Below are 23,592 nucleotides of genomic sequence, written 5' to 3'. Positions count from 1 at the left end.
AGCCCGCCATGATCGAACTCAACGCCATCCACCGCGCCTACCGCTCCGACGATGTCGAGACGACTGCGCTCGCCGCGATCGACCTCACCGTCGAAGCGGGCGAATTTCTCGCCATCATGGGGCCTTCGGGCTGCGGCAAGTCCACGCTGCTCAACATCCTCGGCACGATCGACCGGCCGACCAGCGGGGCCTACCTGTTCGACGGGGAAGACATCGCCAAGGTACCGGAGGCGCAGCTGGCCAAGCTTCGCCGCGACCGGCTGGGCTTCGTGTTTCAGAGCTTCAACCTGATCGACGAGCTGACCATCGCCGAGAATGTCGCGCTCGCGCTCGCGTACCGCGCCATGCCTGCGCGCGAGAAGCGCGAGCGGGTGGATGCCGCGATGGACCGGGTCGGCATCGCCCATCGCCGCAACCATCATCCGCACCAGCTCTCGGGCGGCCAGCAGCAGCGTGCCGCGATCGCCCGCGCGATCGTCAGCGAGCCGAAGCTGATCCTGGCCGACGAACCGACCGGCAACCTCGACACCGAGAACGGCGCGCAGGTGATGGACATCCTCACCCGACTGAACGCCGACGGCGCGACGATCGTGATGGTCACCCACTCGCCCGCCCATGCCGATATCGCCAAGCGCACGGTGCACATGCTGGACGGGCGGATCCTCTCCGCCGTGCGGCGGGCAGCATGAAGCTCGATCGTGCGCTGACGGTGCTGGCGCTGCTGCTCCTTGCCGTCGCCCTGCTCCGCCATCTCTCCGCCACCCGCGAACCGGGAGTGACGCCATGACCTCCGCCCTTATCAGCTACTATCGCTCGCTCACCCGCCACAAGCTCTTCGCGGCCCTCAACATCGGCGGGCTCGCGCTCGGCATCGCGGTGTTTCTCGTGCTGTACCTGTTCGTTCGGTTCGAAACCGGGTTCGACCGGTGGATCCCGGGCGCGGACCGGCTGTACATGATCCAGGAAACCTACCACATGCCCGGCTATCCGGAGACGCCGAGCCCCTACACCATGGGTGCGGAGCTCGAGCATCTGCGCACCGACTATCCGCAGCTGGTCGGGACCCGCTTCTGGCCGCTGGGCGGCATCGTCCGGCAAGGCGCCGTCAGCAGTTCCGAGGAGCTGACGGCGGTCGACCCGAACTACTTCCAGCTGATGCCGCTGCCGGTGCTCGCCGGGGACCCCACAAGGGCATTGTCGGATCCCGATACCATGGTGATCACCCAGCGCGCCGCAACCACCTATTTCGGCTCCGGATCGCCATTGGGGCGCACGCTCGCGATCGTGATCGGTGACAAGACGTACAGCTACCGCGTCGGCGCGGTGGTCGCGGACAACCGCAAGGACCAGAGCTATACCTCCGAAATCTACGTGCCGATGAACCGCGCGCGGTTCGCCAGCGAATGGTTCGATCATTGGGGCAGCACCTCGCTCACCACCCTGCTGCGCTTCCCAGATGCCGCGGCCGCCAAGGCATTCGAGGGGGAACTGCATCGCTTTGCCGAGCGCCGGGTGTTCGGGGACAACATCAAGAAGGGGGAGTGGGAGCAGTCGTTAAGGCCGCTGACCGCGCATCACCTGTTCGATCCGGCGGACAGCGCGGTGGTCACCACGCTCGGTGCGGTCGGCGCGCTGACGCTGCTGATCGCCATCGTCAACTACATCAACCTGGCCACCGCGCGCGCCGGGCTGCGCGCGCGCGAAGTGGCGGTGCGCAAGGTTCTGGGCGGCACCCGTCGTGCGCTGGTGCAGCAGTTCCTCACCGAGGCAGTGGCGACGGTCGCCCTGGCCGCGCTGATCGGCCTCGCGCTGGCGGAACTTGCCCTGCCCTTCCTCAACAGCCTGGGCGGGCTGAACCTGACGATCCACTATTGGGGTGCGAACAGCATCGTTCCCGCGCTGGTACTGCTGGTGCTGCTGGTCGGCGGGATCGCCGGCCTCTATCCGGCAGCGGTACTGGCCGGTTTCCGCCCTGCCGCCGTGCTGGCCTCGGCCCGCGCGCCGGGCGGCGGGAAGGCCGGCGCCCGCCTGCGCGCCGGTCTGGTGATCGTGCAGTTCGCCATCGCCATCGCGTTCGCGATCGGCACGACGGTGATGCTGGCGCAAACCGCCCATGTCCGCGCCGCCGACCTCGGCTTCCCGCGTGACGGCCTGTACGTGGTCCGCTCCTTCTATTCGGACTCGCTGGGCAAGGACCAGAAGGCGGCGCTGCTCCGTGCCTTTGCGGCGGTGCCCGGCGTGACGGGCGTGACCTCGGCGCAAAACGCGCCGGGCGACCAGAACATGACCAATCACTCGACGATGTTCCAGCCGGGCAAGGAAGCCACGATCAAGCCGTCGCTGATGCAGGTGCAGGTCGGCGACGATTATTTCGGCACCTTCGGGGCGCGGCTGATCGCCGGCCGGGTGTTCGACCGGGCGCATCCGGGGGATGATTTCGCGCTGCGCACGAAGGGCAGCCAGAACCCCTACAGCGTCGTGCTCAATCGCGATGCCGTGGCGAAACTGGGCTTCCGCAGCCCCCAGGATGCGATCGGCAAGCCGCTGGACGGGAACGGGGCGATGACCGTCATCGGCGTGGTGGACAATCTGCGCTTCCGCGGGCCGCGCGAGCCGGTGGGCGGCGTGGTCTACAACTTCAGCAGCTTTGCCTTTGGCGGGGCGTTCGCCACCGTTCGCTACACCGGCGACCCGCGCGCGACCGCCGATGCGATCGAAGCCGCCTGGAAGCGCATCGCTCCCGCCGAGCCGTTCAGCGGCCGTACCGTCGAGGAAAATCTCTACAAGCGCTATTACGAGCAGGACACCCAACGCACCCGCCTGTTCACCATGGGCGCGGTGCTGGCGATCGGGATCGGCTGCATCGGGCTCTACGGGCTTGCGGCTTTCGACACGACGCGGCGGATCAAGGAGATCGGCATCCGCAAGGCACTGGGCGCGTCCACGGCGGATGTGCTCCAGCTGCTGGTGACCAGGTTCCTGCGGCCCGTGCTGCTCGCCAACCTGATCGCCTGGCCGCTCGCCTGGGTGGCGATGCAGCGCTGGCTCACGACCTTCGATGACCGCATCGGCCTGTCGCCGGCCTATTTCCTCATCGCATCGGCCATCGCCGTGCTGATCGCGGTCGCGACCGTGATCGGCCAGTCCTGGCGTGTCGCCCGCGCCGAGCCCGCCCGTGCCTTGCGGTACGAATAGGCGCCGACGGAAAAAGACGGGCACATTGTCCGGATTCGACGTGGCCGCGTGTCTTTGTCTATGGCCCGATCCGGGGCGCGAGGGGAAAGCGGCGTGCGGCGCAGGCGGTCGGTAGCGGGAACAAGGAGGTGCCGGTGATGCTGGCCGCACGCGCCGAACAGGCGATCGGCGCGGCCGAGCGGGCCCAGTTGGTCGGCTTCCTGCAACGCCGGTGCGGCAACGCCACGCTGGCCGAGGACATCGCGCAGGATGCAATCGTGCGGCTGGTCGACTTCGCCCGGCGGGAGAAGGTGGAGAAGCCGCTCGCCCTGCTCGCCCGCATCGCCACCAACCTGCTGATCAACCACCAGCGGCGCGAAGCGCGGCTGATCGCCGGGTTGATCGACGACCCGGTCGACGATCGTCCCTGCCAGGAACGCAGCACGGTCGACGCCGACCGGCTCGACCAGCTGCGCCGGGCAATCGACACCTTGCCGCCGCTCCGCCGCGAAGTGCTGATCCGCCGTCGCCTGGAAGGGCAGAGCTATCGCGAGATCGGCACGGCGCTCAACCTGTCGAGCGCCGCGGTGGAAAAGCATGTGGTGCGCGCGCTGGCCGATCTTCGCGCCTATCAGGAACGCCACAAAATCGAGGGGGATACGCCATGGTGATCCAGCTCGGCACCTTCCGCAGCTACGAGGAGCGGCTGGAGGAGATCCAGGCGCAGGCGGCCTATTGGGTCGCGCGAGAGCAATCCGGGCGGATGCGTGAAGCCGAGCGGATCGCGCTGCGCGAATGGCTCGCCCGCAGCCCGGCGCACGAACTCGAATATCAGCTGCTCGATCATGTCTATGCATCGGACGAGCTGGAAGCCGCGCTGGCGCTCGCGCCGCGCCATGCCCCGGCGCGCCTTGCTCCGCCCAATCTCGCCGCCCGTCTGCGGCCGCTGTTCGCCGGATTGGGCGCCGTCGGTCGCCCCGCCTTCGCCATCGCGATGGCGCTGGTGCTCGGCCTCGTCGCCCTGCAGCAGATCGCGCCCGACTTGCTCGCCTCGCTGTTCCCGGTGCCGGCGGGCGTCCGCCACGACCGGCTCGTCACCCGCGCCGGGGAACGGCTGGTCGCGCACCTGCCGGACGGCACCAAGCTCTACCTGGACGGCGATACCGAACTGGAGGTGGCCTTCGAAGCGCGGCAGCGCCATGTCACGCTTCGGCGCGGCAATGCGCTGTTCGATGTCGCGCACGATGCGAAGCGCCCCTTCGACGTCACCGCTCCGCGCGCCACCGTGCGGGTGCTCGGCACCCAGTTCCTGATCAGCGACCGCACCAGCCGCACCACCGTCGACGTGTTCCGCGGCACGGTCGAGATCGATCCCAGCGGCATCGGCGATGCCAATGCGGTGCGCGCCACGCGCGGCTCGCGCGTGTCGGTAGGCAGCGAACTGGTGCTGGAGAAGCTCGGCGCCCGCTCCGCGATCGACTGGAGCGAAGGCTGGATCGACGAAGACGCGCTCCCGCTCGGCGAGCTCGTCGCGATGATCCGCGAACGGACCGGCCGCCATGTGACGCTCGATCCCCGCAGCGCGCATCTGCTGGTGTCCGGCCGATTTCGGATCTCCGAACCGGATGCCGCACTGAAGCGTCTTGCGCTCGTCTATCCAGTCCGCGTGCACTTCGAAGACGATACGATCCACATCATCGCCAAATAGTATGTAATAATATCGACATGCCATTGTCGCAGATAATTAATATGTATTTGTGAGTCCGGTCCGGGGGTGGTCGCTTGTCCTTAGCGGTGAAACGTCCACACATCACCGGGGGATTCCAATGCATCATCGTCTGCGAACCATCTTGCTCGCGTCTTGCGTCTGCGCGCCGCTACCCACTGTCGCGCTCGCGGTGCCGGCACCGGCGCTGGCACAGCCGCTCGAGGCGACGCACGCCATCGACCTGCCCGCCCAGCCGCTGTCGGACGCGCTTCGCGCGCTGTCGCGCCAGACCGGCGCCGAAGTCATGTTCGATCCCGCGCTGGTTGCCGGCCGCCGGGCACCCGCCGTGCGCGGCCGGCTCACCCCCCGCGCTGCGCTGGAGCGGCTGATCGCCGGCGCGCCGATCGCCATCCGGTATGACGGCGGCGCAGCGATGCTGGTCAAGGGCCCGATCGCTCCGCAGCAGAGCCGCCCGGCGGTGGAACCCGCGCGCGAGCGCGTCGCCGCCGATGGGAATGCCGTGCCCGGTCCGCAGGAAGAAACCGCGATCGTCGTTACCGGCAGCTATTCGGACTCGATCGCCAACGCGCTGGGGCGCAAGCGCCGCGCCGATAACGTCGTCGATTCGATCGAGGCGGTCGACATCGCCCAGTTCCCCACCCAGAATCTTGCCGAGGCGCTGCAGCGCGTCCCCGGCGTGACGATCGATCGCGATCGTGGCGAAGGGCTGTTCGTCAAGGTCCGTGGCCTGGGCGCGCAGTTTCAGGTGACGACCCTCAACGGCCAGTCGATCGCGGTGAACGAGAATATCCGCGACAGCGGCCAGTCCGGCCGCCAGTTCCGCTTCGACACCATCCCGTCGGAGCTGATTGCCGGCGTGGACGTGATCAAGAGCCCGTCCGCTAATATCGAGGAAGGTGCGCTGGGCGGCACCGTCAACATCCGCACGTTCAAGCCGCTGGATCTGCAAGCGGGCAAGGTCGTCGCATCGGCCTCGGGCAGCTATTCCGAGAAGGCGAACAAGGTCGATCCCAACTTTTCGGGGCTGGCGAGCTGGAAGAATGCCAACGGCACCGTCGGCGCGCTGATCGCCGCCGCCTATACCAAGCGCAGCGTGCGCCAGGACCGGCTGACCGAGATCGGCTGGGCGAACGTCCCCGGCGGCGTCGACACGGACGGCGATGGCAAGAAGGACAGCGGCCCGGTGATCGCCGCCACCGGCGTCCGTCCGACGCTGGAGCAGGAAGATCGCGAGCGCTACGCAGTGAACGCCGCGGTGCAGTTTCGCCCGTCCAGCGCGATCAACCTCGAGTTCGAAGGTTTCTATACCCGGCTCGACGACCGCTATGACGAACTGACCTATTCGGTCGGGCTGGACTACACCAAGCTCGTTCCCGGCACCGCGATCATCCGCGACGGCGTGCTGTATGGCGGCACCAGCCCGACCGGCACCCAGATCAGCCGCGACATCTCCGACATGAAGCACGAGAACTGGTTCCTCGGCTTCAAGGGCGATCTCGCCGCGGGGGACTGGACCTTCCACCCCACCGCCTACACCACGAAGGCGACCAGCAACACCAACGGCCCGATCACCCGCACCCGCCTGCTCGGCGATGTCGGCCGCGTGAAGCTGGTGATGCCGACCGCGGAGGGCGATCGCATGCCCGACATCACCATGCTGGATTCCGATCTCAACAAGCCCGGCACCCTGCCCTTCCGCCGGATCGAGTGGCGCCCGCTGCGCTCGGTGGACAAGGAAAAGGCCGCCGGCCTGTCGGTCGAGCGCGCGCTTGACTTCGGGCCGCTCACCCGGATCGAGTTCGGTGCCAAATACCGCACCCGCGATCGCAACTATCAGCGCCGCGACCTGAACATCACCACGCTGACCGGCAAGTTCTTCGACGCCAGCTACTTCAACGCCTTCCCGTTCAACGATTTCCTGGGCGGCACCACCGGCACGCTGCCGAAGACGTGGCTGCAGCCCGATCCCGATCCCTTCTGGATCGCATCGGACACGAGCGGGACGCAGAGCAGCACCCTCACCCGCGCCGATCTGCGCAACTCCTACCGGATCGGCGAGGACATCACGACCGGCTATGCGATGACCTCGCTGGAAACGCAGCTCGGCGGCATCGGCGTACGCGGCAATATCGGGCTGCGCTATGCGCATACCCGGCAGACCTCGGCCGGCCATGCCGATAACGGCAAGGCGGCGCTGCCGGTCAGCTACGTCTCCAGCTATGACGACGTGATGCCCTCGGCAAATCTGGTGTTCGAGCCGCAGCGGGATCTGCTGATCCGCCTCGCCGCCGCCAAGGTCATCACCCGGCCGTCGCTGGCCCAGCTCGCACCGCGGCTGACGCTCAACTCCTCGGGCACGATCTTCACGGCAGTGGGCGGCAATCCCAACCTCAAGCGCTATCAGGCGTGGCAATATGACGCGACGGCGGAATATTACTTCGCGCCCAAGAGCGCGCTGATCGCGGGCGTGTTCTACAAGGACATCGGCACCTTCGTGTACAACCAGGTGACCGACTTCGTCGTCGACGGCACCACCTACAAGCTCACCGCGCCCACCAATGGCGGCGACGCCAAGGTGTGGGGCATCGAACTTGCGTATCAGCAGCCCTTCACCTTCCTGCCGGGGCCGCTGAAGGGACTGGGCGTCCAGGCCAACTACACGCTCACCGATACCAAGGCGAGCTACAGCGCCACGCTGAAGGACCAGTTGGAGAACGTCGCGCGCCACAGCTTCAACCTCACCGGCTTCTACGAAATGGGGCCGTTCGAGGCGTGGCTGAGCTATAGCTGGCGCGGCAAGGTGCTGCAGGCGGTGGGCACCAACGACTTCCTCGCAGTGAACGAAAAGCCGTTCGGCACGGTCGATGGCAGCATCAGCCTGCGCGTGGCACGCAACGCGCAGGTCTCGCTCCAGGGCATCAACATCCTGGATCGTGCGCAGGTCCAGTATGTCGCGAACAACCTGCTCGGCGGCTATACCGATTATGGCCGCACGGTGCGCCTCACCGGGCGCGTCAACTTCTGATGCCGGCGTGCCGGGGCGGCCCGACCGCCCCGGCATCCGCGCAGAGAAGTGTATACGATCCGGGGAAGTCTGGCTAGGGTATCGCCTTCAGGCCCTGAATGGACGACCCGATGCGCGCTGCTTCCCTGGTTTCCGCTTTGCTCCTCTCCTGCTCGCCGCTGGTTCTTGCGACATCAGCGGCCGCGCAGACGGCTGCAGCGCCGGGCGCGCGGCTCACCGTCGACTCGATCTTCGGCCCGCGCGCCGTGCGCGAACAATGGGTGCGCGAAAGCCGCTGGGGCGAGGACGGCGAAAGCTATCTCGCGCTCGAGGATGCGCCCAAGGGTGGGCAGGACATCGTGCGCTACCGGATCCGTGACGGACAGCGCACCATCCTGGTTCCCGCCACCGCGCTGGTGCCCAAGGGCGCCAGAACGCCGCTTTCGATCGACGGCTATAGCTGGTCGCCCGATCACAGGCTGCTGCTCATCCAGACCAACAGCCAGCGCTTCCGCCGCACCCGCGCGCTGGCCGATTACTGGCTGTACGACATGGCAGCCGGCAGCCTGCGCAAGATCGGCGGCACGGCGGCGGCCTCCACGCTGCTCTACGCCAGCTTCTCGCCCGACAGCCGGCGCATCGCCTACGTCATGCGCAACAACCTCTATGTCGAGCCGGTCGCCGGCGGCGCGCCGGTCCAGCTGACCCGCGACGGCGACGACTATGTCGTCAACGGCCTTGCCGACTGGGTGTACGAGGAGGAATTCTCGCTGCGCCGCGCCTTCGAATGGAGCCCGGATTCGAAGCGCATCGCCTTCTGGCGCTTCGACACCCGCGGCGTCGGCACCTTCTTCATGATCAAGAATACGGGCGGCCAATATTCGCAGCCCGTCCCGCTGCAATATCCCAAGGCCGGCACCACCAATTCGGCGGTGACGGTGGGCACGGTGGATGTCGCCGACGGTCGCACCAGCTGGTTCAAGCTGGAGGGCGATCCCCGGCAGAATTACGTGCCGCAGATGAGTTGGGCCGGCGGGTCCGACGCGGTGTTCCTCCAGCAGGCAAACCGGCTGCAGAACACGTTCAAGGTGCTGCTCGGCGACCCGCTGACCGGAACGGTGCAACCGGTGCTGACAGAGCGCGACGCCGCCTGGGTGGAGGCCAATGCCGCGCCGGAATGGCTGCAGGGCGGGCGGAGCTTTACCTGGCTTTCCGAACGCGACGGCTGGCGCCATCTCTATACCGTCGACCGCGCGACCGGCCGCGCCACCCTGCGCACGCCCGGCGCCTTCGACGTGATCGAGCTGCTGAAGATCGACGAGAAGCTGGGCTATGCCTGGTTCATCGCCGCACCGGACAATCCCACCCAGCGCTATCTCTATCGAACGACGCTGTCGGGCGCCCCCCGGGTCGAGCGGCTGACGCCGGCCGGTCAGCCTGGCACGCACAGCTACGACATCGCGCCGGGCGCACGCTGGGCGCTGCACACCGTCTCGCGCTTCGACGCACCGCCGGTGACCGACATGCTGGACCTCACCCGGCACGTGCCGCTGCGCACGCTGGTGACCAACCAGCCGCTGGCCACGCGCATCGCCGACACCGGGATAGCACCCACCGAGTTCTTCCGCGTCGATATCGGCGGCGGCACCCAGCTCGACGGCTGGCTGATCCGGCCCGCCAATTTCGATCCCGCCAGGCGCTATCCGATCCTTTTCTACGTCTATGGCGAACCCTGGGGCCAGACCGTGGCGGATCGCTGGCAGGGATCGCAGGGCCTGTGGCACCGCATGCTCGCCCAGTCCGGCTATATCGTCGCCAGCATCGATCCGCGCGGCACCGCCACCCCGCGCGGCCATGACTGGCGCAAGAGCATCTATCGCCAGGTCGGCATCCTCGCCTCGGCGGACTATGCCGCCGCGGTGCGCAAGCTGCTGGAGACGCGCCCCTATATCGATCCGGCCCGGATCGGCATCTGGGGCTGGAGCGGGGGCGGCGCGATGACCCAGAACGCGCTGTTCCGCTATCCCGAGCTGTACAAGACCGGCATCGCGGTGGCCGGCCCCAGCGACATGCGGCTCTACGATACCATCTATCAGGAACGCTATATGGGCCTGCCCGAGGAGAACAGGGACGGCTACAAGAACGGGTCTCCGATCACCTTCGCCGATCGGCTGCAGGGCAACCTGCTGCTGATCCACGGGACCGGCGACGACAATGTCCACTACCAGAATACCGAGCAGCTGGCCGACCGGCTGATCCGCGCGAACAAGCAGTTTTCGATGATGGCCTATCCCGATCGCACCCACGGCATCTACGAGGGCGAGAACACCACCCTGCATCTCTACACGCTGATGACGCGCTATCTGGAAACCAATCTGCCGCCGGGTCCCCGCTGAGCAGCCGCGGCGCCGTCGGGGTCGGGGTCGGCACCTCTCCCGCCGGCGCGCCGGTCTGCGCCGACCCAGGCACCGCGGACCTTCGCCCGTTCAGCTTTCGCTGAGTTCGACGATCTCGAACTGATAGGATTTCCAGCCACGCATGCGCGCCGCCTCCTCCGCCGCCGCCTTTTTCCCGCCGGCTTCCTTGGCGGACTTGCTGTGCCCCCAGAACACGTCCGTCTTCCCGTTCTCGAGCTCGGCCACGATCCGCCAGAAATGGGTGAACGGCGCCGCGGTCGGACCGATCGTCTTCACATAGCCGTCGGCCATGGTCGCGGTGAGGAAACGCTTCTTTCTCGCCATCGGCTGCTGGTACCGCCGGAACCCGCCCAGGTCACGGCCTCAAGTAAGTGCCGAGGCATGGCATGGGGCCGCGCGCGCCTCAATCGGTCGTACGGATCACCGCGCGCGTCACGTCTCCCATCAGCCGCATGCGTGCCGGGATCGGCTGGCGCGTGCTCGCGATCATCACCGCCACCGCATAGCGATGTCCATCCGGTCCGGTGAGCAGGCCCACATCGTTATAGCCGGTGGCAAGGCTGCCCAGTTCCTGCCCCGTGCCGGTCTTGTGCGCCATCTTCCAGCCGGCCTGCAGGCCCGATTTCAGCCGCAGCGGCCCGGTCTTGCTCGCCAGCATGATCCGGAACAGCCGATCGGTGGAATCGGGGCCGAGCAGCTTGCCCTGCGCCAGCAGCGAGAGGCCCAGCGTGATGCCGTTGGCGCTCGCGCCGTCATAGGGTGCGGCCAGATAGCGCTCCAGCGCCTTGCGCCGCGCCGCCGGTTCCATCGCGGCACGTGCCTGCAGGAAACCGGCGCCACCGGCCCATTCCTTGCGCCAGACCAGCCCGGCGGTGCGCGCCTGCAATTCCCGCTCTCCGGGCCCGAAGCCGACGCCGTCCACGCCCTTGTCGGCAAGCATCCGGCGGATCGCCGTCGGGCCGCCGACCTTCCACAGCAGCACGTCGTTGCACGTATTGTCGCTGCGGGTGAGCGCGCACTCCAGCAACGCGCCCACGGTCGTACGATAGCCATTGGGGCCGACGAGCGGCCGAATGGGCTGGTGGAACACGGTGAGGTCAGCTCGCGTCACGGTGATCGGGGTGGTGAGCGCCAGGCGCTTGTGGTCGACCGCGTCTAATACGGCGATGGCGACCCAGAGCTTGCTGACACTCTGCTGCGGATGGGGTCGCGTCCCGTTCCAGGCGACCATCCAGCCGCGCTCGACGTCACGCACCGAGATCGCCACCTGCCCCTGGAACGACGCACCGAGCGCCTGCACCGCATTGAGCAGCGCAGCAGGCGGCTCGTCGGAGCGGCGCGGGCGCACGGCGCCGGCCGTGGCGAGGATCGGCGGTGCGACCAGCGCGGGTCGGGGTGCCGACCGCTGCGTCGGCGCGGCAGCGGAAGGCAGCGTGGGCACACAGGCGGCGAGCAAGACGCCCGGCGCAAGCAGTGCACCGGCGCGGACGACAATATCGATCAGTGGCAAAGCCCCCTCCTTTGCCCTCCCCGTACAGGCCAACCGTCCGAAATGCAGTGGCAAATCGGCGCGGCTCGTCGCTGGACGGATGGCGTTCGTCGTCCAAGCGTACGCGGCGGGCCTGGTTGCCTGTAGCGGCCATACCGCGCTAGATCCGGCACCATGCCTCGGCGTTCGCCTCGCATATCCACCGGAGATGCGCCGATCCTGCGCCACCGCGGACGCACGCCCGCCTGGGTATCGCTGGGCTGGCGCATGGCGCTCGCGCTCGCGCTGATCGGCGTGGCGCTGGCCGGCCACTGGATCGATCGCGACGGCCTGCGCGACAATACCGATGGGAAGGTCAGCCTGGTCGACGTGGTGTATTTCACCATGATCACCGTCACGACGGTAGGCTATGGCGACATCGTGCCGGTGACCGATCGTGCGCGCCTGTTCGACACGTTCGTCGTCACCCCCGTGCGGCTGTTCGTCTGGCTGATGTTTCTGGGCACGGCCTATGATTTCGTGCTGCGGCGGGTTTGGGAGAAATGGCGGATGCGAAACCTGCAGCGGGATCTGAACGGCCATGTCATCGTCGCCGGGCACGGGACGAGTGGCACCGAGGCGGTGGTGGAACTTCTCCGCCGGGGCAAGCCGCACGAGGCGATCGTGGTGATCGATCCCCATGCCGATGCGGTAGCGCGCGCCGAGGCCGAAGGCGTGATGGTCGTGGAAGGCGATGCCAGCCGCAACGCCACGCTCGACGCAGTGCAGGTGGCGAAGGCGAGCGCGATGATCGTGGCGGCGGGGCGTGACGACACGTCCATCCTGATCGTGCTGACCGCAAGGCGCCTGGCGCCGGCACTGCCGATCAGCGTCGTCATCCGATCGGAAGACAATGAGGCGCTCGCCGTGCAGGCCGGCGCCACCACGGTGATCAACCCGGCGAGCTTCGCCGGCCTGTTGCTGGCAGGTTCGACCACCGGCCCGCATCTGGCCGAATACATGATGGATCTTGCCGGCCTGCATGGCGCGGTCTCGCTCCGCGAGCGCGACGTGACCGCCGCCGAAATCGGTACGCCGCTGTCCGCGGTCACCACCGGCGCGGGTCTGCGCGTCTACCGGGGCGGCCAGCGCTACGGCTTTTGGCAGCCCGAGGCACGGTCGCTCCAGCGCGGCGACAAGATCATTGAGGTAGTCCCCTCTGCCCAGGCCTAGCCGCCCACGCCCCCCGCCACAGGCCGGAAAGCCAAGCCGCCTGCGCCGTTACCGAGGCACCGAAAGCACGAAGGGCCGCCCCATCGCTGGAGCGGCCCTTCCATTGCCTGCCACTGAGGGCGGGAGGTCAGAAGCGGCAAGCCTCGACGAGGTTCGCCATGCTCATGGAATCCGTGTTCAGCGGCATATGACAATGAGACATTCGACCACCTCCTTTCTGTTGTTGAACAAGACCGGCAATATTGGCCCGGCGATGGAAATTTCAAGATATCCCAATTGGTTGTTCCACTCCGAATGTGATTTTGACCGAGCAGCGCGGCCGATCGCGCGCGCCCCCATCCCGCATCCGTGCCGGAGCGTTACGGCGCGGGAGCTGTTATCGCCGGGACGGCGATGCTGCATCGCCCTATTCGGAGGATCCGACTGGACCCGCACATGAACAGACACGCGCTACTAGAGTCCATCCGGCTTTCGCCGATCGCCTCGATCGTGACCGACCCACACCGCATAGACAATCCGATCATCGCGGCGAACCCTGCCTTTGCCTACCTGACAGGCTATGGCGAAGCGGAATTGCTGGGCCGCAACTGCCGCATTCTCGCCGGCCCCGGAACCGAGCCCGTGCAGTCGAAAGCGCTCGGCGATGCGATCGCCTCGGCAACGCCCCAGGTCGTCGAACTGACCAATTATCGCAAGGATGGCAGCAGCTTCCGCAATGCCGTCATGGTCGCACCCGTGCTGGGGGAGGACGGCGACGTCCTCTTCTTCCTTGGCACGCAGATGGAAGTCGGCGCGCGGGGAACCGGGCTCATCCAGGCGCACGCGGCACGGCGCATCGCGTGCCTCACGCAACAGCAGCGCGCGGTGCTGCGCTTGATGGCCCATGGTCTGCGCAACCGACAGATCGGCGCGGAGCTCGGCCTGGCGGAAAAGACGGTCAAGATGCACCGCAGCGCGCTGGTGCGCCGGCTGGGGGTCTCCACCGCCGCTGAAGCGATGCGGCTCGCAATTGAGGCCCATCTCTAAAGACAGCTCCTGCATCCATCCTGAAAAATGAACCTGTTGCATGCGACATTCAAGACGATACAGACTTTGGTCCGTGGTGAGTCCGGGGGGGCTTTGCACAGGATCAGGTTTTGCAAGCAGTCGACGCCGAACCGCACCCCTCAGCAGAAATCTTCCAGCTGCTCGTGGATGCGGTCACCGATTACGCCCTGTACATGCTCGATCCCGAGGGCAGGATCGTCACCTGGAACAGCGGCGCCACGCGATTCAAAGGCTACGCCGCGCAGGAGATCGTGGGCGCACATTTCTCCCGCTTCTTCTCACCCGAGGATCAGGCGGCAGGATTGCCGGCCCGCGCGCTCGCCACGGCAGCGCGCGAGGGCCGCTTCGAAGCGGAAGGCTGGCGCATCCGCAAGGACGGCAGTCGCTTCTGGGCCCACGCCATCCTCGACGCGATCCGCGGCGAGGACGGCACCCTGCTCGGCTTCGCCAAGATCACCCGCGACATCACCGAGAAGCGACGGCTCGAACAGGCCACATATGAGAGTGCGCTGCAGCTGAAGCTGCTGGTCCAGGGCGTGCGCGACTATGCGATCTACATGCTCGGCACAGACGGCCGGATCACCAGCTGGAATTCGGGCGCGCAGGCGATCAAGGGCTATGTCGAGAGCGAGGTGCTGGGTCAGCATTTCTCGCTCTTCTACACTCCAGCGGACCGCGCGCGCGGCGCGCCGGAAATCACCCTTCGAACCGCGCTGGCAGAGGGCAAGTTCGAGGCCGAGGCGCAGCGTGTCCGCAAGGACGGCTCGCTGTTCTGGGCACATGTGCTGATCGACCCCATTTACGACGAGGCCGGTGCGCATGTCGGCTTCGCGAAGGTCACCCGCGACGTCAGCGAGCGGAAGCAGGCGGAGGAGGAACTGCGCCGCACCCAGGAAGCGCTGCTGCAATCGCAGAAGCTGCAGGCGCTGGGCGAGCTGGCCGGCGGCATCGCGCACGACTTCAACAACCTGATGACCGTGATGCGCGGCTCGGCGGACTTCATGCTGAAGCAGCCCGACATGCCGAGCGAGAAGCGCACGCGCTACCTGAACGTCATGCTGGAAACGGCCGAGCGAGCCACCAGCCTCACCTCGCAGTTGCTCGCCTTTGCCCGGCGCCAGCCGCTGGAGCCCGAGGTGATCGATCTCAGCGTCCGCCTCGATGCATTGAGCGAGATGCTGCAGCGGACGCTGGGCAGCCAATATGCGCTGCAGCTGGAGCTAACCCCTGCCCTGTGGCTCGTGGCAATCGATCCCACCGGGCTCGAGGCCGCGCTCCTCAACGCCGTGCTCAATGCGCGGGATGCGATGCCGGCCGGTGGGCGGATCACCATTGCCACGCGCAATGCGCCTAGGCCGGAGGGAGACGGCGTCCTGCTGTCGGTGGAGGATACCGGCGAAGGCATTCCGCCCGAGACGCTGAAGCGCGTGTTCGAACCCTTCTTCACCACCAAGCCGACCGGCAAGGGCACGGGCCTGGGGCTGTCGCAGATCCATGGCTATGCCGTACAGTCGGGCGGCACCGCGCGGATCGACTCCGAGCTGGGCAAAGGCACCCGGGTAGAGCTGTGGATCCCGCGCAGTTTCAAGCCGCTGCAGCGCGATCCGGCGCCCGACACGCAGATCGCCCTGCCTCAGGGGCTGCGTGTCTTGCTGGTGGAAGACAGCGAGCATGTCCGCTACTTCGCGCACCAGCTGCTCGACGATCTTGGCTGCACGGTGTTCGAAGCATCGGGCGGCGAGGACGCGCTCGCGTTGCTGCGGGAGGAACCGCTCGACCTGGTGTTCTCGGACATCGTGATGCCGGGCATGAGCGGGCTCGAGCTCGCCAGCGCGGTGCGCGAGACCTACACCAACCTCCCGGTACTGCTGGCGAGCGGCTACAGCAGCAAGCAGTTCATTCCGCGCGACGAGCGTGAATTCCCGATCCTCCGCAAGCCCTACAAGCTGGAGACGCTGGCGGCGAGCATCACCGAGCTGGTGCAGCGAGCGGCAAGCGACGGCTGACGCCGATCAGTCGTCGCGCAGGCGGATCCAGGTGGGGGCATGGTCGCTGGATTTCTCCCAGCCGCGGACGTGCCGGTCCACCCCTGCGTCCGCCAGCCGGCCTGCCAGCACCGGACTCAGCAGCAGATGGTCGATGCGCAGCCCCGCGTCTCGCCCAAAGGCATTCCGGAAATAGTCCCAGAAGGTGTAGAGGGTGGCATCCGGATGCAGGCTGCGCAGCGAGTCCGTCCATCCCTGCGCCAGCAGCCGAGCATAGAGCGCCCGCACCTCGGGCGCGAACAGCGCATCGTCCAGCCAGCGCTCCGGCTTGTAGACGTCGCGCTCGGTCGGCATCACGTTGAAGTCGCCGGCGAGCACCACCGGTAGCCCGCTTTCCACCAGCGTGGCGGCATGGTCGATCAGGCGCTCGAACCAGGCGAGCTTATAGTCGAACTTGGCGCCCGGCCGGGGATTGCCGTTCGGCAGATACAGCCCGCCGACGAGGATCCCGTTGACCGCCGCCTCGATATAGCGGCTCTGCGACGGATCCGGATCCTCCGGCAGCCCGCGGCGCGTTTCGTGGATTTGACCCACCCGGCTGAGCAGCGCCACGCCGTTCCAGCTTTTCTGGCCGTGCCACAGTGCATCATAGCCGAGGTCGCGGATCGGAGTTTCGGGGAATTTCTCCTGCGGCGCCTTGAGCTCCTGCAGGCATACGATGTCCGGCGCCGCTTCTTCCAGCCAGCGCAGCAGCACCGGCAGGCGACCGTTCACGCCGTTCACATTGTAGGTCGCGATCTTCATCCGGATCGCGCTTCCGCTGCCTCTCCGTTCCCCGCCAACGCATCCAGCTTGCGCGCAAGATCCGCTTGCCGGAACGGTTTGGTGAGGCGCGCCAGGTCGGCCTCGACTGCGTCGAGCTCGGCGAAGCCGGAGATGATCAGGATCCGGATGCGCGGAAGTCGCAGCTGGACGTCGCGCGCCAGCTCCGGCCCTGTCTTGCCCGGCATCAGGTGGTCGGTGACGAGAAGGTCCGGTCTCAGCCCGTCATCTAGAAGCTTCAGCGCCTCTTTGGCCGAGCCGGCCTCGATCACCGTATAGCCCAGGTCGCCCAGCATGTCGGCGGTGCTGGCACGCACGAGGTCCTCGTCATCCACCAGAAGCACGATGCCTGCTGCACGCGGGGCTGTGCCCTCCGCCTGCGCGCCGGATAGCTCCGCCGCCTCGTCACTCGCCGGCAGCCAGATCTCGACGTTGGTGCCGAGGCCCGGCTGGCTCTGAATCGTCATTGCGCCGCCAAGCTGCGCGGCAAGGCCGTGGACCATCGAGAGCCCGAGGCCGGTCCCGCGACCCACCCCCTTGGTGGAAAAAAACGGCTCCACCGCCTTCTCCAGGGTGGCCCGATCCATGCCGATGCCGGTATCCGCCACCGACAGGCGCACGTAACGGCCCGGATCGAGGGCCGAGCGATGGTGTTGCACCACCCTCTCCGCTGACACCGAAATCCGGATCGTGCCGCCATCGGGCATGGCATCGCGGGCATTCACGCACAGGTTGAGCAGCGCCATCTCGATCTGGTTGGGATCGGCGGTGGCGGGGGGAAGCGCGGCCTTCGCATCCACCACAACCTCGATCTGCGGCCCGGTGGTGCTGGCGACGAGCTCCGCCATGTTGGTGACCAGCGCGCCGACATCGACCGGTACTGGCTGGAGCGGCTGCCGCCGCGCGAAAGCCAGCAGGCGCTGGACGAGCACCTGGGCACGGTCCGCGGCCTGGAGGGCGCGGTCGACGAGCCGCCGCTCGCGTTCGCCGCCGCCCCCTTGCCGCTGGAGCAGGTCGAGCGACCCGATGATCGGCGTCAGCAGATTGTTGAAATCATGGCTTACACCGCCGGTCAACTGGCCCATCGCCTCCAGCTTCTGGCTTTGGCGCAGCTGCTCATGGGCCTGTTCCAGCTCGGCGGTCCGCGCGGCCACGCGGGCTTCCAGGGTTTCGTTGAGCTCGCGCAGACGTGCTTCTGTCTGCTTCTCGCGATCGATGTCGACGACGACGCATAGCGCACCGGCGACCTGCCCCTCCGCATCCCGGAGCGGAACGCCGCTCACCCGTACCCAGGTCTCGCACCCATCCGGTGCGCGGTGGAGGAACTCGGTTCCGGGTACGTTGTCGCCGCGCGGCGCCCGGGCACCCGCATACATGTCGGGCTCGATGATCTGGCCGTTCTCGTCCTGCCCGAACCATCGCGCACGCGCGTCCGGCAGGCGAGACGGCATCGCACATTCGGGGATGATGCGCGCGTAGGCGGGGTTGCAGAGCAGCGGCGTGCCATCCCGATCCACGACGATCACGCCGATGGGAAGGTGCTCGACAAGGGTGGGAAGCCAGCTGCGCTCCCGGCCCCGTCGCGCTTCGTTCTCCCGCAGCGCCATATCCGCAAGGACGGTGGCAGTCACATCCTCTACCCGGTGAAGGATTGCGGTAACGGTGCCGGAATCATCGAGGACCGGGCTGTTTACGGGATCCCACCAGCGCGCCTCGAACCGGCCAGCGCGATCGGCCACATCATATTTTTGACGTGGCATCGAGTCCGGCTTCCGGCTTGCGATCGCTCGCTCGATGGACGCTCTCAGATTTGCCGATCCGTTCGCGACCGGGTCGGAGGGGTTGTCCGGCATCGCCTCGAACACACCGCGCCCGACCAGGTCGTCACGAGTTCGCATCGTCGCGGAAAGATATGCATCGTTGGCCGCAAGGATCGTGAAGCGCGGCGCATCGGGCGCGAGCACGAGCATCGGCGTCGGCGCAGCAGCGAACAGCGCCTCGTAGCTAAGGGCGGCGCATGTCGGAGAGGTGGTCATTGCTGCATCAACCCGCTCCCCGCATAGTCGATCCCATGGTAGCGGAGGGACGGAGGCTTCGGCCCGCCCGAGATGGCGTCGCCATGCCCGGCCACACGTACATTCCGCCGGAATGCGCGAAGGACCACGCTCCGTGCGATCTGGTCGCCTGACGATCCGTGCCGATGGTCGCGGGACGTACCGGAACGACCACCGTGCCTTGCGCCGCTACTGCATCACGGCTTCCGACCGGTCGCTCCAGCAATGCAAATATCTCGTGGTGCCCCTGGCCGGACTCGAACCAGCATGCCTTTCGGCGTTCGATTTTGAGTCGAATGCGTCTACCAATTTCGCCACAGGGGCAGCGAAGGATGCGCACGGCTAGACGAAGCTTGGCCGTGCCGCAACCCGCTTCACACTTCTTCGTGCACCTGCGCATGGGCCAGCAACGCGAACAGCACCGATCCGCCCAGGATGTTGCCGACGAGCGCCGGCGCGAGGAAGCCCCCCAGCGCCCAGGACAGGCTCGCCTCCCCCGCCAGCCACAGCATCCATGCCTCCACCGCGCCGGCGACGACATGGGCGAACTCGCCGAGCGAGATGAAATAGGTGCAGAACACCAGCACGAAGAATTCCTGTCGGCGCGCGCCGGGCAAGGACCAGGCGATGCCTGCCATCAGGAAGCCCGCCGGAACCGCCGCGCGCACCGCGTCCCAGCCGGACAGCGCGAGTAGGCTGCGCGAGGTATCGAGCATCGCCTTGGTGCTCGCCTCCGTGCCGACCCATCCCTCGGTAGCGAGATAGGCGATGAACAGCGTGCCGACGAGATTGGCGGCCAGCACCAGCCCCCATAGCCGCGCGAGCCGCCCGACATTGCGCAGCGTCGGGCTCGCCGCGACGGGGATCACCGCGGACAGCGTGCTTTCGGTGAACAGCTGCAGCCGCCCCAGCACGACGATCACGAAGCCGAGGCAATAACCGATGCTCGCCACCGGCAGCCGCCATGCGGTGTCCGGCAAATGGCTTTCGATCAGCCCGCGCCCGAGCACCGACGCCGCCATCGCCACGCCGGCGACCACGCCGGAGAAGAACAGCGAGCTAGACGGCCGGTCCAGTTCCTCGTCGCCCTGGCGGCGGATGACCTCGTGGATGACGCGCGAGGACGCGGCCTGGCGCTCTTCGACTTCCTCCTCTTCCTGAGGGGGGAGATCGGCCTTTTCGCCGTCGGGCGTTTCGTTTCGGGGCTGTTGCACCGGGCTTGAACGCGGACGGGCGCGCGAGGTTGCCGCCCGTGTTGCATGGCCGTCGCGCCGGGCAAGCCGTTCTGGCGGGGATTTGCTTGCATCCCCATGCGGGTGCAGCCAGTCTTTGCCACGCTTGGGCGCGTTCACCAGGAAAGACGGGGGTCAGAATGTCGTTGCGATGCTTCCTGCCAGCGTGGGTCACCGCCTGGGCGACCGCCATCTTCCTGCCGAGCGCGATCATCGCCTATCGCGGGCTCTCGGCATCGGCCGCCGCGATCGGCACCGGGCTGCACCGCCTGCCGGCAAGCACCTGGCAGGTTGCCGACGATGTCGGGCCCGCGGTGAAACTGATGATCGGCGGGATCCTGTTGCTCGGCTTTCTCGGGCTAGGCCGGATGCGCCGGATCGGTCCCGGCACGGCCGTGCTGGTCGGGCTGGTGGCGGTGGGGGCGACGCTTGCGCTGATCCCGCCGTCGCTGTCGCGCGGATTCGCCCAGGCGCTGACCGGCACGCGCTTCGACGGGGCGACCACGCCGCTCTATCTGCTCGGCGGGGCTGGTGCGGGGCTCGTCTTCTCGATCGGGATCGCCCGCTGCCAGCGAACCGCCGCGCGGCGATAGCGGCAGCGGATTACCGAAGGGGCGGCCCGCCGACGATCCCGATCTTGGTGCTCAGATGCACCGGCAGCGCCTGCGCAAGGCCCGCCATCTCCACCTCCGGCAGCGGCGGAAAGACCAGGATCGACACACCGCTTTCCTCCCGCTCGATCCGGCAGGGTGGAAATCCTCGGTTGGTGACATGGGCGACAGCCGCGGCTTCGTGCCGCGTCGCTACGCTGAAATAGGATTCCGAAGGGCTGTCCATTGGTTCTTCGCCGCGTCAGTTTCTCGGCGCCTGGCGCCGATAGCTCAGCGCTTCGGCGACGTGGATACGCCCCACGCCCTCCGCGCCCGCCAGGTCGGCGATCGTCCGCGCGACGCGAAGCACCCGGGTATAGCCCCTGGCCGACAGCCGCATCGTCTCGGCGGCTTGCGCGAGCAACGTGCTGCCAGGCTTGTCGGGGCTTGCGAAGGTGGTGAGCGGTGCGCCCTCCGCCTCGGCATTGGTGCGGATATCGGTCCCGGCATAGCGCGCCGTCTGGAGCGCGCGCGCTGCCGCCACCCGCGCTGCCACCTCGGCCGATCCTTCGGCCGGGGGCGGCAGGACGAGATCGGCGGCAGTGACCGGCTGGACCTCGACATGCAGGTCGATCCGGTCGAGCAGCGGACCCGAGACCTTGGCCTGATAGTCCGCCGCGCAGCGCGGCGCGCGGGCGCAGGCGAGCGCCGGATCCCCCAGATGCCCGCAGCGGCACGGGTTCATGGCCGCGATCAGCTGCACCCAATTTGCGATGTACGTAAACAGAAACGTAACTCCTACCTGCAAGGACAAGCGCATGTCGCAAACTGCCGTCATATACGCGCGCTTTTCAACATCCGAACAACGCGGCTTCTCGATTGAGCGCCAGCAGACGCACGGCACTGAATTTGCCGTCGAGCGCGGTTGGACGGTCGAGAAGACGATCACGGACGAAGGCCGAAGCGCCTTTCATGGTGCCAATCGGTTTGAAGGCGCGTCGCTGCACGAATTCGAGCTGGAGGCTCGGAACGGCCTTCATCGAGACAAAGTGCTGGTGGTCGAGAACATCGACCGATTGAGCCGTCAGGGCGCGAAAGCAGCCGCGCAGCTGATTTGGGGCCTGAACGGGAACGGCGTTGATGTCGCGACCTACCACGACGGGCATGTCTACAAGTCCGCCGAAAGCGGCGAGATGCTGGACATTTTCAAGCTCGTCATCCTCGCCCAGCAGGCACACGAGGAGAGCAGCAAAAAGAGCAAGCGCACCAAAGCATCCTGGCAAAAGCGCTTCGAGAACATCGTTGCCGGCACGCAGACAGCTTCCATCCCCAATACGCCCATGTGGGTGGATCGCATCGACGGAAAGATGGTCCTCAACGAGCACCGCACCCGCGTGCTCAACGACATCTACGACCTCTATATCGACGGGGTTGGCATCCACAGGATTGTGACCATCCTGCACGAGCGCGGCGAGCCCAGCTGGACACCACCCGAACAACGCCGGGGCAATAACGGCTGGTTCTACAGCTACATCTATCGCCTGCTCACCAAGCGCACCGTCCTGGGCGAGTACGTGACAACCGATGGGAAGACGCTCGCTACCGACTTCTGGCCGCAGGCGATCGCCGCCGAAAAATGGAACCGTGCGCAAGCCGCACTGGCGATGCGAAAGGGCAACCAGAAAACGACCAAGACCCAAGGCAACCGCAATTTGCTGAGCCAGATGGTGTTTTGCGATCAATGCGGCGGTGGTGCCCATTTCCGCTATTTCGAGGACAAGGGACAGTCATACACGAAGAAGAACGGGGAGACGGTCATCTACCGGCGCAACGATCACCGCCGACTTCGGTGCGACCGTTCACGGCGAAAGCTGGAATGCGATAACGGCACGATCCTGAACTACGATGTCGTGGAAGCCACCGTGCTGAATCAGCTGCTACCGCAACTCGTGCAAAAGCGCACCGAAACCACAGTTGTGGTGGAACTGCGCAACCGGATTGCAGAACTCACGCGGCAGCGCAATGCCGACCAGGACCGGCTCAACAATCTCGTGGACGCCCTCGCCGATTGCGGCAGCAAAGCCATCGTGCAGCGCATCGCAGCCCTTGAGGAGCAGGTGGATCAGCAATCGGAGGCGATCCAGGCGGCGGAAAAGAGCCTCGCTATCGAAATGGCTAAGCCGTCCAACGATGATGACATCGCGGCCATCGAGAGCTTGAGAGCGGAATTGACCAGCACGAACGACGAGGTGCGCGTCTATGCACGAGGCCGAGTGAATATGTCGCTGCGGCGGATCATCAAGCGCATCGCGATCACCAACAATGGCTGTTTCAGGATCGAGCCGGACGACACAGCGTGGTGGCTGTTCGATGAGGATGGGACGCTGCTGGAAGGCGCTTACGAGCCTGCCTAATCCCCTGCCCCACAGACGCTCAAGACGAGCAGCGGATATGGAAACACCCCAGCGCAGCGTCTGGGGTGTCTTGCTATCAGGAAGAGCGTCGTTGGAGCTCAATGGCGCGGTAATTCGAACACCTCACCATGCCGCGTTTCCATGTAGAAGTGCGTGGGATAGCGCTCCACGTAGAAGCGCTGTCCCCCATACTCTACGGAGAAAGCATCGTCCTCGTAGTCGGGATTGGTGTCGATCTCTTCCAGCATAAAGTCTGCGAACTTGCCGAGGTCGATGTTTGCGATTTCGATCTGCACCACTTGTCTCCTTCCCCAGCTTGTTGTTGCCGTTCTGGCAGAAGGTCGAGCAAAGAATTCAGAAACCTGATGTGGTCGCGTATTCTGAATATCTGCTCGCGCAGTTCAGAAAACAGGTTGCCCTTTT

18 protein-coding genes, 1 tRNA gene and 1 pseudogene are annotated in these 23,592 nt (G+C 66.6%); 11 read left to right on the top strand and 9 right to left on the bottom strand.

The genetic code is table 11. The features are described from left to right. The first annotated feature begins 8 nt into the window (after window positions 1–8). The 6 genes from OIM94_RS00555 to OIM94_RS00530 all read left to right on the top strand — a co-directional run bounded on the left by OIM94_RS00555 (window position 9) and on the right by OIM94_RS00530 (window position 10,303). Entirely contained in the window at window positions 9–689 is a 681-nt protein-coding gene (locus OIM94_RS00555) for an ABC transporter ATP-binding protein (RefSeq protein WP_264608199.1), read from the top strand. A gap of 94 nt (window positions 690–783) precedes the next feature. Further along, a complete protein-coding gene (locus OIM94_RS00550) occupies window positions 784–3,195 on the top strand; it encodes an ABC transporter permease (protein ID WP_264608198.1) in 2,412 nt (803 codons plus the stop codon). Between the two features lie 137 nt (window positions 3,196–3,332). Then, a complete protein-coding gene (locus OIM94_RS00545; protein WP_264608197.1) occupies window positions 3,333–3,845 on the top strand; it encodes an RNA polymerase sigma factor in 513 nt (170 codons plus the stop codon). Continuing rightward, a complete protein-coding gene (locus OIM94_RS00540; RefSeq protein ID WP_264608196.1) occupies window positions 3,839–4,882 on the top strand; it encodes a FecR family protein in 1,044 nt (347 codons plus the stop codon). The genes OIM94_RS00545 and OIM94_RS00540 overlap by 7 nt, the downstream gene beginning before the upstream one ends. A 118-nt stretch (window positions 4,883–5,000) precedes the next feature. Next, on the top strand, window positions 5,001–7,928 hold the full coding sequence (locus OIM94_RS00535; protein WP_264608195.1) for a TonB-dependent receptor: 2,928 nt from the start codon (window positions 5,001–5,003) through the stop codon (window positions 7,926–7,928). 110 nt (window positions 7,929–8,038) lie between these two features. After that, window positions 8,039–10,303 carry a S9 family peptidase gene (locus OIM94_RS00530; RefSeq protein WP_264608194.1) on the top strand — a complete coding sequence of 755 codons (2,265 nt, stop codon included), beginning with the start codon at window positions 8,039–8,041 and terminating at the stop codon, window positions 10,301–10,303. Window positions 10,304–10,393: 90 nt separating this feature from the next. On the opposite strand, the gene OIM94_RS00525 is transcribed toward OIM94_RS00530, so the two are convergent. Next, complete coding sequence (locus OIM94_RS00525) at window positions 10,394–10,648, bottom strand: hypothetical protein (RefSeq protein ID WP_264608193.1); 255 nt, start codon at window positions 10,646–10,648, stop codon at window positions 10,394–10,396. 79 nt (window positions 10,649–10,727) lie between these two features. Continuing rightward, window positions 10,728–11,708 carry a serine hydrolase gene (locus tag OIM94_RS00520; RefSeq protein ID WP_264609951.1) on the bottom strand — a complete coding sequence of 327 codons (981 nt, stop codon included), beginning with the start codon at window positions 11,706–11,708 and terminating at the stop codon, window positions 10,728–10,730. Window positions 11,709–11,987: 279 nt separating this feature from the next. Between OIM94_RS00520 and OIM94_RS00515 the strand changes: the two genes are divergently transcribed. The 3 genes from OIM94_RS00515 (at window position 11,988) to OIM94_RS00505 (ending at window position 16,078) form a co-directional block, all read left to right on the top strand. Then, the gene (locus OIM94_RS00515) at window positions 11,988–13,025 is read left to right on the top strand and encodes a potassium channel family protein (RefSeq protein WP_264608192.1); all 1,038 of its coding nucleotides are present in this window, start codon (window positions 11,988–11,990) and stop codon (window positions 13,023–13,025) included. A 489-nt stretch (window positions 13,026–13,514) separates the two neighbouring features. Further along, complete coding sequence (locus OIM94_RS00510) at window positions 13,515–14,051, top strand: LuxR C-terminal-related transcriptional regulator (protein WP_264608191.1); 537 nt, start codon at window positions 13,515–13,517, stop codon at window positions 14,049–14,051. A gap of 110 nt (window positions 14,052–14,161) precedes the next feature. Then, complete coding sequence (locus OIM94_RS00505) at window positions 14,162–16,078, top strand: PAS domain-containing sensor histidine kinase (RefSeq protein WP_264608190.1); 1,917 nt, start codon at window positions 14,162–14,164, stop codon at window positions 16,076–16,078. Between the two features lie 6 nt (window positions 16,079–16,084). Here OIM94_RS00505 and xth read toward each other — a convergent pair whose 3' ends face one another. From xth to OIM94_RS00485, 4 genes are all read right to left on the bottom strand, one after another. Next, window positions 16,085–16,861, bottom strand: a complete 777-nt coding sequence (xth, locus tag OIM94_RS00500) for an exodeoxyribonuclease III (protein WP_264608189.1) — start codon at window positions 16,859–16,861, stop codon at window positions 16,085–16,087. Beyond that, window positions 16,858–18,915 (bottom strand): ATP-binding protein, encoded by a 2,058-nt coding sequence (locus OIM94_RS00495; protein ID WP_264608188.1) that lies wholly within the window; start codon window positions 18,913–18,915, stop codon window positions 16,858–16,860. The genes xth and OIM94_RS00495 overlap by 4 nt, the downstream gene beginning before the upstream one ends. A 257-nt stretch (window positions 18,916–19,172) precedes the next feature. Next, window positions 19,173–19,257, bottom strand: a tRNA-Leu gene (locus OIM94_RS00490). A gap of 50 nt (window positions 19,258–19,307) precedes the next feature. Beyond that, on the bottom strand, window positions 19,308–20,147 hold the full coding sequence (locus tag OIM94_RS00485) for a formate/nitrite transporter family protein (RefSeq protein WP_264608187.1): 840 nt from the start codon (window positions 20,145–20,147) through the stop codon (window positions 19,308–19,310). Window positions 20,148–20,305: 158 nt separating this feature from the next. On the opposite strand from OIM94_RS00485, the gene OIM94_RS00480 reads away from it, so the two are divergent. Further along, window positions 20,306–20,758 (top strand): hypothetical protein, encoded by a 453-nt coding sequence (locus tag OIM94_RS00480; RefSeq protein WP_264608186.1) that lies wholly within the window; start codon window positions 20,306–20,308, stop codon window positions 20,756–20,758. Between the two features lie 10 nt (window positions 20,759–20,768). On the opposite strand, the gene OIM94_RS00475 is transcribed toward OIM94_RS00480, so the two are convergent. Continuing rightward, a complete protein-coding gene (locus OIM94_RS00475) occupies window positions 20,769–21,002 on the bottom strand; it encodes a hypothetical protein (RefSeq protein WP_264608185.1) in 234 nt (77 codons plus the stop codon). 15 nt (window positions 21,003–21,017) lie between these two features. Next, window positions 21,018–21,518: pseudogene (locus OIM94_RS00470) on the bottom strand (ATP-binding protein); the annotation flags it as partial. Between the two features lie 55 nt (window positions 21,519–21,573). On the opposite strand from OIM94_RS00470, the gene OIM94_RS00465 reads away from it, so the two are divergent. Then, entirely contained in the window at window positions 21,574–23,169 is a 1,596-nt protein-coding gene (locus tag OIM94_RS00465) for a recombinase family protein (protein ID WP_264608184.1), read from the top strand. Window positions 23,170–23,267: 98 nt separating this feature from the next. Here the strand turns inward: OIM94_RS00465 and OIM94_RS00460 are convergent, their stop codons facing one another. After that, on the bottom strand, window positions 23,268–23,465 hold the full coding sequence (locus OIM94_RS00460; RefSeq protein WP_264608183.1) for a hypothetical protein: 198 nt from the start codon (window positions 23,463–23,465) through the stop codon (window positions 23,268–23,270). Window positions 23,466–23,592 lie beyond the last annotated feature (127 nt).

This window comes from Sphingomonas sp. R1, assembly GCF_025960285.1.
Lineage (GTDB): Bacteria > Pseudomonadota > Alphaproteobacteria > Sphingomonadales > Sphingomonadaceae > Sphingomonas.
The sequence above is the reverse complement of the archived record's forward strand: the minus strand, read 5'-3'. Positions and strand labels throughout refer to the sequence as shown.